Genomic DNA, 13,642 nt, shown 5'->3' with positions numbered 1-13,642 from the left:
GCCACGTCCGAGATGCACCTTTTGACTGAGTCTGCCCACGTCCCGGTGGTCGACCCCTCGTCCGCCGACGGGATCTTCTCCCTGATGTGGCTCGTGATCGCGCTGCCGCTGGCCGGCGCCGCCGTGCTGCTGCTCGGCGGCCGCCTGACCGACCGTTGGGGTCACCTGCTCGGCACCGCGACCGCCGCCGGGTCCTTCGTCGTCAGCCTGCTGATGTTCCTCTCCCTGATGGACCGGGACGAGGGGTCACGGCAGATCTCGCAGCACCTCTACCAGTGGATCCACGTCGGCGACCTCGAGGTCGGCATGGACCTGCTCTACGACCCGCTGTCGGCGCTGTTCCTGCTGCTGATCACCGGCGTGGGCACGCTGATCCACGTCTACTCCATCGGCTACATGGCGCACGACCCCCGTCGCCGCCGCTTCTTCGGCTACCTCAACCTCTTCGTCGCGGCGATGCTGATGCTCGTCATGTCCGAGAACTACGTCGGGCTCTTCCTCGGCTGGGAGGGCGTCGGCCTGGCGTCGTACCTGCTGATCGGCTTCTGGCAGCACAAGCCCACCGCCGCGGCCGCCGCCAAGAAGGCCTTCGTGATGAACCGCGTCGGCGACATGGGCATGGCCCTGGCGATCTTCCTGTTCTTCGTCACCTTCGGCACGACCAGCTTCAGCGGCATCAGCGCCGCCTCGTCCGGCGCCTCGGAGGCCACGCTCAACGCGCTGGGCCTGCTGCTCCTGCTCGGCGCGTGCGGCAAGTCCGCCCAGGTGCCGCTCCAGGCCTGGCTGCTCGACGCCATGGAGGGCCCGACCCCGGTCTCCGCCCTGATCCACGCCGCGACCATGGTCACGGCGGGCGTCTACCTCATCGTCCGCTCCAACTTCGTCTTCGAGCTGGCCCCCGCCGCCCAGACCGTGGTCGTCATCGTCGCCACCGTCACGCTGCTGTGGGGCGCCGTCCTCGGCTGCGCCAAGGACGACATCAAGAAGGCGCTGGCCGGCTCCACCATGAGCCAGATCGGCTACATGATGCTGGCCGCGGGCCTCGGCACCCCCGGCTACGCGTTCGCGATCTTCCACCTGCTGACGCACGGCTTCTTCAAGGCCAACATGTTCCTCGGCGCCGGTTCGGTGATGCACGGCATGAACGACGACGTCGACATGCGCCGCTACGGCGCGGTGCGTCACGCCATGCCGATCACGTTCCTGACCTTCGCCATGGGCTACCTCGCGATCATCGGCTTCCCCGGGTTCTCCGGGTTCTGGTCGAAGGACAAGATCATCGAGGTCGCGCTCACCGAGAACCTCCTGGTCGGCCTCGCCGCGCTGCTCGGTGCCGGCATCACGGGCTTCTACATGACCCGCCTGATGCTGATGACCTTCTTCACCAACAAGCGGTGGAAGGAGGACGTGCACCCGCACGAGTCGCCCTCGGTCATGACCGTCCCCCTGATCGTGCTCGCCGCGCTGTCGGTCCTCGCCGGCGTCCTGCTGCTCGGCGACTGGATCGTCGAGTGGCTCACGCCGGTCGTCGGCCACGTCGAGCACGAGGAGCCGCCGCTGCCCGCCCTGGCGATCACCGGCATCGTGGTCGTCGTCGTGGCGCTCGGTGTCGCCGCGGCCTGGTTCCTCGTCGCCCGCCGCGAGATCGCGCTGACCCCGCCCGAGGACGTCTCGTTCGCCACCCGCGCGGCGCGTGCCGACCTCTACGGCGACGCGATCAACGAGGGCCTGGTGGTCTCGCCCGGCCGTCACCTCGTCAGCGGCCTGCTCACGTTCGACCGCCACGGCGCCGACGGCGTCTTCACCGGGGGCGCGTCCGCGGTCTCCGGGATCGGCGGCCAGCTCCGGAAGGTCCAGAACGGTTTCGTGCGCTCCTATGCCCTCTCCCTCCTCGCCGGCGTGCTCATCGTCGTCCTGGCCCTCCTGGCGGTGAACCTCGGATGAACGACTTCCCCTGGCTCACCCTGCTGAACGCCGCACCCCTGGTGGGCGCGCTGGTCGTGGGCTTCGCGCCGCCGACGCTCACCAAGCTCGCGGCGGTCGGCTTCTCGCTGCTCACGCTCGCGCTCGGGATCGCGGTGGCCCTGCAGTTCGACCTCGACTCCGGCGGCATGCAGCTCGAGGAGCAGCACACCTGGATCGAGGCCTTCGGCGTGCACTACGCGCTGGGCGTCGACGGTCTCGGCCTGCTCATGGTCCTGCTCACGGCCGTCCTCGTGCCGATCGTGCTCGTGGCCGGCTGGTTCGACAGCGACGACGGCAACACGCGGGCGTTCTTCGCCTGGGCGCTGGCCCTCGAGGGCCTCTCGCTCGCGGTGTTCTGCGCGACCGACGTGTTCCTCTTCTACGTCGTCTTCGAGGCGACGCTGATCCCGGCCTACTTCCTCATCGGCGGCTTCGGCCGGGCCGGCCGGGGCGCGGCGGCCGTGAAGTTCCTGATGTTCCAGCTGGCCGGCGGCCTGATCCTGCTCGGTGCGGTCATCGGTCTCTACGTCGTCTCCGCCCAGCAGGGCAAGCCGTCCTACCTCCTGTCGGACCTCACCGAGCTCGACATCTCCACCGACGCCGGGCGCTGGCTGTTCGCCGGCTTCTTCATCGCCTTCGCGATCAAGGCGCCGCTGTTCCCGGTGCACACCTGGCTGGCCGACACCACGGAGAAGGCGACGCCCGGCGTCAGCGTGCTGCTGGTCTGCGTGCTCGACAAGATCGGCACCTTCGGGATGCTGCGCTTCTGCCTGGGGATCTTCCCCGAGGCCTCGAAGTGGGCCACGCCGCTGGTGATGGTGCTCGCGCTCATCTCGATCGTCTACGGCGCGCTCGTCGCCATCGGCCAGGACGACGTCCTGCGCCTGATCGGCCTCACGTCCTTGAGCCACTTCGGCTTCATCACGGTCGGCGTGTTCGCGATGAGCAGCCAGGGCGGCTCCGGCGCGATCCTCTACATGGTCAACCACGGCCTCGGCACGGCCGCGCTGTTCCTGCTCGCGGGCTACCTCGTCCGCCGTCGGGGGACCACCCTGATCAGCCAGATGGGCGGCCTCGAGAAGGTCACCCCGGTGCTCGCCGGGCTCTTCCTCGTCGCCGGCCTGGCGACCCTGGGGCTGCCGGGCCTGAGTCCGTTCGTGTCGGAGTTCCTCGTGCTGCTGTCGGCCTTCGACTACGCCTGGTACGTCGGTGCCGTCGCGGTCACCGGCATCGTGCTGGCGGCCATCTACGTGCTCTGGATGTACCAGCGGGTCTTCACCGGCCCCGGGGTGCCCGAGCTGGACGGCACCCCGGACCTCGACCGGCGTGAGATCGGCGCGGTCGCCCCGCTGCTGCTGGCGCTCGTGCTGTTCGGCTTCTACCCGATGCCGCTGCTCGACGTGGCCAACCCCACCGTCAAGAACCTGATGTCCCACGTCGGCGTCACCGACCAGGAGCCCGACGTACCGGCCGACTCCGTGCCGGACCATGCCGCGACCGAGGAAGGGGGCGATCACTGATGGAGTTCGTCAAGCCCACGCTCCAGTACTTCGAGCTCGCCCCGATGCTCATCGTCTTCGGCGCCGCCTGCCTCGGTGTGGTCGTCGAGGGCTTCCTGCCCCGCGCCCGCCGGCACGTGGTCCAGGTCGTGGTGGCCGGGCTCGGCCTGCTCGCCGCCCTCGGCTTCACCATCTGGGTCGCGACCGACCTCACCTCGCGCGCCAGCGGCGCGGCCCGCGGGCGGCTCGCCGCCTCCGGGACACTGGTCATCGACGGCCCCACGGTCTACCTCTGGGGCCTGGTCCTGGTCTTCGCGGCCGCCGGGGTGGCGCTGTTCGCCGAGCGCCGGCTCGAGGGCGGGGTGTCGGCGTTCGCCGGCCAGGCCGCCGCGCTGCCCGGCACCGAGGCGGAGCGCCAGGCGTCCACCCGCGGGCTGGACCACACCGAGGTCTACCCCCTGCTGATGTTCGCCGTCGGCGGCATGATGCTCTTCCCGGCAGCCAACGACCTGCTCACGATGTTCGTGGCGCTCGAGGTCCTGTCGCTGCCGCTCTACCTGCTGTGCGGGCTCGCCCGCCGGCGCCGCCTGCTGAGCCAGGAGGCGGCGCTCAAGTACTTCCTGCTCGGCGCGTTCTCCTCCGGCTTCTTCCTCTACGGCGTCGCGCTCATCTACGGCTTCGCCGGCTCCATGCAGCTCGCGGAGATCAACGAGGCCGTGCGCAACGACGTCGGCAACGAGTCGCTGCTCCTGATCGGCATGGGGATGCTCGCCGTGGGCCTGCTCTTCAAGGTCGGCGCCGTGCCGTTCCACGCCTGGACCCCCGACGTCTACCAGGGCGCCCCGACCGCGGTCACCGCGTTCATGGCGGCCTGCACGAAGGTCGCGGCGTTCGGTGCGCTGCTGCGCCTGTTCTACGTCGGCTTCGGCTCGGACCGCTGGACGTGGCAGCCCATGATGTGGGTCATCGCGATCCTGACGATGCTGGTCGGCGCGGTGCTCGCCATCGTGCAGACCGACGTCAAGCGGATGCTCGCCTACTCCGCCATCTCCCACACGGGCTTCCTGCTCACCGGGGTCCTCGGTGCTCAGGCCAGCGGGGAGCTGGCCGACGGCCAGGTCACCTCGCTCCAGGCCGTGCTGTTCTACCTCACGACCTACGGCTTCGCGACCGTCGGCGCCTTCGCCGTGGTGACGCTCGTGCGCGACTCCGGCGGCGAGGCGACCACGTTCCCGCGCTGGGCCGGCCTGGGCCGCCGCTCGCCGTGGGTGGCCGGGGCGTTCGCGTTCTTCCTGCTCTCCATGGCCGGCATCCCGCTGACCGCGGGCTTCGTCGGGAAGTGGGCGGTCTTCACGGTGGCCATGTCCGCCGGCGCGTGGCCCGTGGTCGCGGTCGCGATCGTGGCCAGCATCGTGGCGGTCTACTTCTACATCCGCCACATCCGCCTGATGTTCTTCTCCGAGCCGGAGGGTGAGGTCGCCGCGGTGACCTCGGCCTCGCCGCTGACCACCGTGACGGTCGCGGTCTGCGCCGTCGCCACCCTGGTCCTCGGCGTCGTGCCCGGCCCGGTGCTCGATCTCGTGACCAATGCGGGAGACTTCATCAGGTGAGCTCGAACCCCGCCGCGGAGCTGGCGCTGCCCATCAGTGACGACGCGCTGGCCGCACGCCTGCGCGAGCGGATGGCGGTGGTCGAGGCGGCGCTGTTCGAGCACGCGCAGAGCCGCGCGCCGTACGTCACCGAGGCGGCGCGCCACCTGCTCTCCGCGGGCGGCAAGCGGTTCCGGCCGCTGCTGGTGCTGCTGGCCGCCGAGGCGGGGCACCGCGCGGCCTCCGAGGAGGTCGTCACGGCCGCGTGCGTCGTGGAGATCACCCACGTCGGCTCGCTCTACCACGACGACGTGATGGACGAGGCGTCGCTGCGACGGGGCGCCGACTCGGCCAACTCCCGCTTCGACAACCACGTGGCGATCCTGACCGGGGACTTCCTGTTCGCGAAGTCCTCCGAGCTGACCGCCCGGCTGGGCGCCGACGCCGTCCGCATCCAGGCCGAGACCTTCACCCGTCTCGTCGAGGGCCAGATCCTGGAGACCGTCGCACCCGGCCCGGACGACGACCCGCTCCAGCACTACCTCGACGTGGTGGCCGGCAAGACCGGCTCGCTGATCGCGACGTCCGCGCGCTACGGCGCCCGCTTCGGCGGTGCCAGCGCCGAGGTCGAGGAGGCGCTCACCGCCTACGGCGAGATCGTCGGCGCGGCCTTCCAGCTCTCCGACGACATCCTCGACGTCGCCTCGGAGTCGGTGGAGTCGGGCAAGACCCCCGGCACCGACCTGCGCGAGGGCGTGCCGACGCTCCCGGTCCTCATGGCGCGGGCCTCGACGGACCCCGCGGACGCGCGGCTGCTCGAGCTGCTCGACGCCGACCTCACCGACGACGCCCTGCACGCCGAGGCGCTCGACCTGCTCCGCAAGCACCCCGCCATGCAGGAGGCCCGGGCCTACGTCGTCGCGCGTGCCGAGGAGGCCAAGGCGCTGCTGGTGGCGCTGCCCGAGGGGTCGGTGCGCACGGCCCTGGAGGCCTTCGCGGACGTCGTGGCGGTCCGTTCCGCCTGACCCTGCGGGACCCCGGCCGGCGGCTGGTGGATGCGCTACGCGCCGCCGGAGGCGTGGGCGGCGAGCGCCAGCTGGCGCCGGCGGTGGCGCAGCGCGTCCACGGTGAAGACGGTGAGCGCGACCCAGACCAGGACGAACCCCACCCAGCGCCCGGCCGGCATGTCCTCGTGGAACCAGAAGACGCCGAGCCCGAACTGCAGCACGGGGGCGAGGTACTGCAGCAGACCCAGCGACACCAGCGGGATCCGGGTCGCGGCCGCGCCGAAGCACAGCAGCGGGACGGCCGTCACGATGCCGGTGGTCGTGAGCAGCAGGGCGTGCCCCACGCCGTGCGCGCCGAAGTCGGCGCCGCCGGTGGCGGCCAGCCAGGCGACGTACGCCGCCGCGAAGGGGGCGATCAGGCTGGTCTCGGCCATGAGCCCCTCGATGGCGCCCACGCCCGCGGTCTTCTTGGCCAGGCCGTAGGTGCCGAAGCTGAACGCCAGCACGAGCGCCAGCCAGGGCAGCCGACCGTAGTCCCAGCTCAGGACGAGCACCGCGACCAGGCTCACCCCGAGCGCCAGCCACTGCGGCCGGCGCAGCCGCTCGCCCAGCAGCAGCACCCCCATCAGCACCGTCACCAGGGGGTTGATGAAGTAGCCCAGCGAGGTCTCCACGACGCGGCCGTTGTTGACGCCCCAGATGTACATCGCCCAGTTGACGGTCACGGCGGCGGCGGACACGACGAGGAGGGCGACCACGCGCCGGTCGCGCGCGAGGGCGCGCACGCGCGAGCCCCGGCGCAGCGCCAGGACCAGCAGGCCCATCGTGGCCAGTGACCACAGGATCCGGTGCGACAGGATCTCCAGCGCGCCGGCCGGCTCCAGCAGCGGCCAGTAGAGCGGGAAGGCGCCCCACATGAGGTAGGCGGCGACCCCGAGGAGCAGCCCCCGCCTCGACTCCGCCACGGGCTCACCCTAGTGACGGGTGGGAGCCGTGGATCTCGAGGGCCCGTCGTCGAGCAGTTATCCGAAACGACTGCGCACGAGCCGGGCCCTGCCTAAATTGAGCAGCACGGCCCAGGACCCTCTGCGCTGGTGGACGACGTCCTCACCTCTTTCTCGACAGCTAGGGACCACATGAACACCAGCGGCATCAAGCGGGGCCTCGCCCTGTCCGCCATCACGGCACTGGCGGCCTCCGGTGCCGCCCTCGTCGGACCGGCGGCCTCGGCCGCTCCCGGCGACCCGACGCTGGTCGCGGCGTCCGAGGACGGGCTCGCGTTCGACCTCGACGAGTACGACGCCGGCGACATCACCGTCACCGTCACGGACGCGCTCGGTGCGGCGGTCGACGTCGACGACGCCCAGGACCTCCAGTACTTCTGGACCGTCACCCCCTTCGACGGCAGCCCCGCCACCGTCCGCGTCCCGGTCGCCGGCACGGACGTGGAGACGACCGAGGTCGCCGGCGAGTTCGTCGTCCCCCTGCCGAGCCAGGAGCCGGGCACCTACGTCCTGTCGGGCGGGCTCGGCCCGGACGCGCTGGGCGCCAAGGCGATCCCCAGCAAGACCCTGCTGACGGTCAAGGCCGGCGAGGCCCAGGTCGTCTTCGACGAGAGCCCCCTGCTGGCTCCCGCGGGCAAGGACACGCCCGTCGAGGGCAGCCTCGAGCTTGAGGACGGCACCGGCCTGGCCGACCGCGTGATCGACCTGGAGCTGGTCCGCGGGACCGCAGGCAACGACCCGGTCGCCGACGCCGGGTTCCTCGAGGACCCGCCGACGGGCACCCTCGTGCTGACCCGCCAGGTGAGGACCGGTGCCGACGGCGCGTTCTCCGCCGTGGTCAGCGACCCCGCCGAGGCCGGTCAGGGCACCGAGCTGGGCGGCTCGGTCCTCGCGGACACCGCCGCGACCCCGGACGTGGGTGACGCCGACGCCGACGCGACGCTGTCCCTCGACCTGGTCAGCGAGACGCTGCCCGCGGGCGGCACGATGGTCATCGGCGACCTCGGCAGCGGGACCCCCGGCCTGCCGCTGTCCAGCCAGCTCCTCGTCACCGCCCCCGACGACACCTTCGACACCGACGACAGCCAGCCGGGCGTCCAGGGCGACGGCGACACCGACCGCGACCCGGTCGTCGGGCAGGTCTACACCCTCGACATCGACAAGGGCTTCTTCACCACCGGCGCCGAGGAGACGCCCTCGGTCCCGTTCGAGAAGGCCGGCAACCTCGAGGGGCTCGGCGACTCCCTCAGCGGCCTCACCGACGCCGACGGCCTGGTCGGCTTCGCCGCCGGCATCGAGCGCGACCCGGGCTTCGACGACGACGGGCTCGTGACGGCCACCGTCACGGCCACCGCCGGCGACAGCACCCGCACCGCCGAGGCCGACTGGGACACCGCCCAGGCGCTGAACGGCGGCCAGGTGCGGATCGTCCTCTCCCCGGCCAGCGAGCAGGACGCCGCCGTCAACCCGGCGCTCGAGGGCAACCGCACCTACTACGACGTCTTCACCCTCGACCAGTTCGGCAACCCCGTCGCCGAGCAGAGCGTGCCGATCGACTACAGCGGCGACGTCGACAACTTCGACTACAGCGAGGACTTCGTCACCTCCGACTTCGACCGGTCCGGCGACCTGTGGCTCGTCTCCTTCCAGCCGGGCGCCATCAAGCTCACCGGGACCTGGGACGCGCCGACGTACCTCTACGACGACGCCGCGGGCAACGCCAGCGCCGGCTCGTCGGCCCTGGTCTCCGGGAACGCCACCGCGGTGTTCTACGAGCTCGACTTCGACCGCTCCACGTTCGCCGTCTCGTCCTCCGCCCGAGGCGTGGTCGCGACCGGCAGTGCGGTCACCGAGACCGTGCGGGTCCTCGACCAGCGCGGCAACCCGGTCCGCGGCTACCGCGTGGACTTCTTCCGGGCCGGTCCCGACGGCGCCGGCAACGGCGAGCCGCGCGCGACCCGCGTCACCAACGCCCAGGGCCGGGCCTTCTACACCTTCGTGGGCGGCGCGGTCGGCAAGGCGCGGATCACCGCGCAGGTCAGCGACGGCCTGCGCCTGCGCACCCTCACCGACGTCGTCGCGTTCGGGGCGCCGATCAACGCCAGGCTGACCGGGGCCAACAACGGCCGCGCCGCCGACGTGCTGACCGTCAAGGCAGGCAAGGCCGCCGCCGGCGCCCGAGTGACGCTCTACAAGGTCGTCAAGGGCAAGCGGGTCCCCGTCGCCACCCGCAAGCTCGACGCCACGGGGCAGGTGCAGATGAAGGCCAAGGACCGCAACCGGTCGCGCGCCACGGTCTACGTCGCGCTGGTGCGGGCGACCAGCAGGACGGTCGCGGACACCTCCAGCTCCAAGCGAGTGCGCTGACCTGGGCACTTGGGTGGAAAACTCACCCGACCCGCGTGTTTGAGGCGGGTCCCGTTGGGATAGGAATAGGGGGCGCCATCCACCATTCTTAGGAGAACCCATGCGGCCCACCCGCCTCATCACCGCCCTCATCGCCGCCCTCGTCATGCTGGGCGCCTCGCTGTCCGTCGGCTCGGCCTCGGCCACCGAGGGCTCCAGCCTCAAGACCATCAGCAGCAAGAGCGCCGCCGCCCCGGCCGCGACGGCCGCCCGCGCCAAGCCCAAGCACAACGTCGTGATCAGCAAGGCCGGGAAGATCTCCCGCAACACGTTCGTGGTGAAGGGCAAGGTCTCCACCTTCCGCGGCAAGGTCATCCTGCAGAAGGCCAACCGTCGCGGTGGTCCCTACAAGACCTACAAGAAGGACCGCACCTCGCGCACCGGCGCCTTCCGCATGACGTTCGGCGGCAAGATCGGCACCCACTTCCGCATCGCGGTGCCGGGCAACAAGCGCTACCGCAACACCAACGTCTACATCGGCCGCATCGTCCGCGCCTGATCGACGTACGTCACCCGACCAGGGCCCAGCCGTTCGGCTGGGCCCTGGTCGCATTTCTGGACGCTGCTGGGGCCCGCCTATCGGTCACCTACGTCGGCAGTTCGCGCCTGACGCCGGCCTCGCCACGCTTGGCTTGGCCGGCGCAGCGACCAACTTCCGACGCTGAGTGTCGGTAGCCGCCCCACCAGTCACACCGGCCCCCACGGAGGGCTGCTAGGCGCGTGGTACCCCGTGTGCCCGAGGAGGCGCGCATCTCACTGGGTTTCGAGACGGCGAGGGCAACCCCGAGCAAGCTCGGGTCTGCCCTCGCCTCCTCAACCTCTTCGCTGATCGGGGTCCGAGCGAGCTCGGCCCCCGCGCTCAGACGACGGTCCAGGTGTCGCCGGAGTTGATGAGGGCGTCCAGGCGCTGCTGGGGGTCGCCCGGGGCGGCCTCCTTGGCGGTCTCGATCTGGGCGCGGGCCTGGTCGTCGTAGGTGGGGCGCTCGACCTGGCGGAAGATCCCGATCGGCGACTGGTTGAGGTAGCCCGAGTCGGTGAGCCGGCTGATGGCGAACGCCGTCGACGGGTCGGGGTTGTGGGCGTCGTGGACCAGGAGCTGGTCGGCGCCGACCTCGTCCACGAGGGCGACCTTGACGCCGCCGGTGGCGCTGTCGCGGATCAGGCCCTTGGTGCCTTCCCCCGTGGAGGACAGCGCGCCGAAGCGGATCTGCTCGCCGTGCACCAGCGGGATGATCGCGTCGGCCTTGGTGTCGTTTTTCTTGATCGCGTCGAACGCGCCGTCGTTGAAGATCGGGCAGTTCTGGTAGATCTCGACCAGCGAGGTGCCGCGGTGCGCGGCCGCCGCGGACAGCACGTGGGTGAGGTGCTTGCGGTCGGAGTCGATCGTGCGCGCGACGAACGACGCCTCCGCCCCCAGCGCGAGCGAGACCGGGTTGAACGGGTGGTCGACCGAGCCCATCGGGGTGGACTTGGTGACCTTGCCGGCCTCGGAGGTGGGGGAGTACTGACCCTTGGTCAGGCCGTAGATCCGGTTGTTGAAGAGCAGGATCGTCATGTTGACGTTGCGGCGCAGCGCGTGGATCAGGTGGTTGCCGCCGATCGACAGCGCGTCGCCGTCACCGGTGACCACCCACACCGACAGGTCCTCGCGTGCGGTGGCGATGCCGGTCGCGATCGAGGGGGCGCGCCCGTGGATCGAGTGCATGCCGTAGGTGTCGAGGTAGTAGGGGAACCGGCTCGAGCAGCCGATCCCCGAGACGAAGACGATGTTCTCGCGGCGCAGGCCGAGCTGGGGCAGGAAGCCCTGCACCGCCTTGAGCACGGCGTAGTCGCCGCAGCCGGGGCACCAGCGGACCTCCTGGTCGGAGGTGTACTCCTTGCCGGTCTGCGGCTCGTCGTTCGTCGGGACGAGCTCGATGCCCGAGCGGACACCGGGGAAGGGCAGCTGTTCGGTGCTCACGAGGTGACCTCCGTGGTGGTCGAGGGGGGCGTCAGGTCGACCTCGATGCCCTCGGCGTCCGCGACGAGCGCGCCGATGGCGTCCGCGAGGACAGCGGCCTTGATGGGCATGCCGTTGACCTGGTTGTAGCCGATGGCGTCCACGAGGTAGCGGCCGCGCAGGAGCAGCGACAGCTGTCCGAGGTTCATCTCGGGGACGAGGACCTTGTCGTAGCGCCGGAGGATCTCGCCGAGGTCCTTCGGGAACGGGTTGAGGTGGCGCAGGTGCACCTGGGCGACGTCGTAGCCGGCCTTGCGCACGCGGCGGCAGCCGGCGCCGATCGGGCCGTACGTCGAGCCCCAGCCGATCACCAGGACCTTGGCCTTGCCGCTCGGGTCGTCGACCTCGAGCGGGGGCAGGGAGTCGGCGATCCGGTCGACCTTCGCCTGCCGGGTGCGGACCATGCGGTCGTGGTTGGCAGGGTCGTAGGAGATGTTGCCGTGCCCCTCGCCCTTCTCCAGCCCGCCGATGCGGTGCTCGAGGCCGGGGGTGCCCGGGATCGCCCAGGGGCGGGCCAGCGTCTCCTCGTCGCGGAGGTAGGGCCAGAAGTCCCGCTCCTCCGGGGTCGCCGTGCCGTCGTCGGCCGTGCCGGCCGGGGCGACGACGTGGTTGGCCTCGGTCGCGAAGGCGGGGTCGATGCGCGGCAGGTCGTCGACGTCCGGGACGCGCCAGGGTTCCGAGCCGTTGGCGAGGTAGCCGTCAGACAGGAGCATCACCGGCGTGCGGTAGGTGATCGCGATGCGGGCGGCCTCGACGGCGGCGTCGAAGCAGTCGCCAGGGGACTGCGGCGCCACGATCGGGACGGGCGCCTCGCCGTTGCGGCCGAACATCGCCTGCAGCAGGTCGGCCTGCTCGGTCTTGGTGGGCAGCCCCGTGGAGGGCCCGCCGCGCTGCACGTCGATGACCAGCAGCGGGAGCTCGGTCATGACGGCCAGGCCGATCGCCTCGGACTTCAGGGCGATGCCGGGCCCGGAGGTGGTGGTCACGCCCAGGTGTCCCGCGAAGGAGGCGCCGATCGCGGCGCCCACACCGGCGATCTCGTCCTCGGCCTGGAGCGTGGTCACGCCGAAGGACTTGTGCTTCGACAGCTCGTGGAGGATGTCGGAGGCCGGGGTGATCGGGTAGGAGCCGAGGAAGATCGGCAGGCCGGAGCGCACGCCCGCGGCCACCAGCCCGTAGGACAGGGCGAGGTTGCCGGTGATGTTGCGGTAGGTGCCCGCGGAGACCTTCGCCGGCTTGATCTCGTAGGAGACCGCGAACGCCTCGGTCGTCTCGCCGAAGTTCCACCCGGTCTTGAACGCCGTGATGTTGGCGTCGCGGATGTCGGGGACCTTGGCGAAGCGCTTGGTGAGGAAGGCGATGGTCGACTCGGTGGGCCGGCCGTACATCCACGACAGCAGGCCCAGGGCGAACATGTTCTTGGCGCGGGCGGCGTCCTTGCGGGACAGGCCGAACTCCTTGACGGCCTCGACCGTCATGCCGGTCAGGTCGACCGGGTGGACGTGGAACTCCCCGAGCTCCCCGCCGGCGTTGCCGTCGGCCAGGGCGTCGAGCGGGTTGCTGTCGTAGCCGGCCTTGGTCAGGTTGCGGCCGGTGAAGTCATGGGTGTCGACGATGATCGAGGCGCCCTTGGGCAGGTCGGCCAGGTTGGCCTTGAGCGCCGCCGGGTTCATCGCGACCAGCACGTCGGGGGCGTCGCCCGCGGTGAGGATGTCGTGGTCGGCGAAGTGCACCTGGAACGACGAGACCCCGGGCAGGGTGCCCTGGGGGGCCCGGATCTCGGCCGGGAAGTTGGGGAGGGTGACGAGGTCGTTGCCGAAGACCGCGGACTCCTGGGTGAAGCGGTCGCCCGTGAGCTGCATGCCGTCACCGGAGTCGCCCGCGAACCGGATGATCACCCGATCGAGCTGCTTGACCTGCTTGGACACTGCGCCACCTTCGACTGCCACCGTTGACCTGGACCTGCCCCGCGATGCTACTCGGGACATCGCGAGAACTGGAACACGTTTCAGTTTTGCACGTCAGCCCTTCACGGCTCTCCACGATAGTCCGCGATCTCAGGCAGCCATGCCCATCTCCCGGTCTGGACAGTGAGGCGCGACACACGACGTGGCATTCGCATTTAGCGTCGTAATCCGACTACTCTGCTCGACATAACTGGATTACACGTCGC

Annotated in this window: 9 protein-coding genes; 6 read left to right on the top strand and 3 right to left on the bottom strand. The window is 70.8% G+C overall.

Going from position 1 to position 13,642, the window contains the following annotated elements; translation table 11 throughout:
• The first annotated feature begins 12 nt into the window (after positions 1-12).
• The 4 genes from nuoL (at position 13) to E4622_RS10450 (ending at position 6,078) form a co-directional block, all read left to right on the top strand.
• Positions 13-1,944: an NADH-quinone oxidoreductase subunit L gene (gene nuoL, locus E4622_RS10465; protein WP_134740129.1), complete on the top strand. Its 1,932-nt coding sequence runs from the start codon at positions 13-15 to the stop codon at positions 1,942-1,944.
• Positions 1,941-3,485: an NADH-quinone oxidoreductase subunit M gene (locus E4622_RS10460; protein WP_134740128.1), complete on the top strand. Its 1,545-nt coding sequence runs from the start codon at positions 1,941-1,943 to the stop codon at positions 3,483-3,485. The genes nuoL and E4622_RS10460 overlap by 4 nt, the downstream gene beginning before the upstream one ends.
• Positions 3,485-5,074, top strand: coding sequence for an NADH-quinone oxidoreductase subunit NuoN (nuoN, locus tag E4622_RS10455; RefSeq protein ID WP_134740127.1), 1,590 nt, complete (start codon positions 3,485-3,487; stop codon positions 5,072-5,074). The genes E4622_RS10460 and nuoN overlap by 1 nt, the downstream gene beginning before the upstream one ends.
• Before the next feature lie 71 nt (positions 5,075-5,145).
• Positions 5,146-6,078: a polyprenyl synthetase family protein gene (locus tag E4622_RS10450; RefSeq protein ID WP_134740774.1), complete on the top strand. Its 933-nt coding sequence runs from the start codon at positions 5,146-5,148 to the stop codon at positions 6,076-6,078.
• 35 nt (positions 6,079-6,113) lie between these two features.
• On the opposite strand, the gene rarD is transcribed toward E4622_RS10450, so the two are convergent.
• Positions 6,114-7,025 carry an EamA family transporter RarD gene (gene rarD / locus E4622_RS10445; RefSeq protein WP_134740126.1) on the bottom strand — a complete coding sequence of 304 codons (912 nt, stop codon included), beginning with the start codon at positions 7,023-7,025 and terminating at the stop codon, positions 6,114-6,116.
• Positions 7,026-7,196: 171 nt separating this feature from the next.
• On the opposite strand from rarD, the gene E4622_RS10440 reads away from it, so the two are divergent.
• Entirely contained in the window at positions 7,197-9,431 is a 2,235-nt protein-coding gene (locus tag E4622_RS10440) for a hypothetical protein (RefSeq protein WP_134740125.1), read from the top strand.
• 100 nt (positions 9,432-9,531) lie between these two features.
• The gene (locus E4622_RS10435) at positions 9,532-9,969 is read left to right on the top strand and encodes a hypothetical protein (RefSeq protein WP_134740124.1); all 438 of its coding nucleotides are present in this window, start codon (positions 9,532-9,534) and stop codon (positions 9,967-9,969) included.
• A 360-nt stretch (positions 9,970-10,329) separates the two neighbouring features.
• Here E4622_RS10435 and E4622_RS10430 read toward each other — a convergent pair whose 3' ends face one another.
• Entirely contained in the window at positions 10,330-11,388 is a 1,059-nt protein-coding gene (locus tag E4622_RS10430; RefSeq protein ID WP_245156013.1) for a 2-oxoacid:ferredoxin oxidoreductase subunit beta, read from the bottom strand.
• A gap of 38 nt (positions 11,389-11,426) precedes the next feature.
• A complete protein-coding gene (locus tag E4622_RS10425; RefSeq protein WP_245155976.1) occupies positions 11,427-13,397 on the bottom strand; it encodes a 2-oxoacid:acceptor oxidoreductase subunit alpha in 1,971 nt (656 codons plus the stop codon).
• Positions 13,398-13,642: the final 245 nt, after the last annotated feature.

Origin of the sequence: Nocardioides sp. 503 (assembly GCF_004522095.1) — a bacterium.
Lineage (GTDB): Bacteria > Actinomycetota > Actinomycetes > Propionibacteriales > Nocardioidaceae > Nocardioides.
The sequence above is the reverse complement of the archived record's forward strand: the minus strand, read 5'-3'. Positions and strand labels throughout refer to the sequence as shown.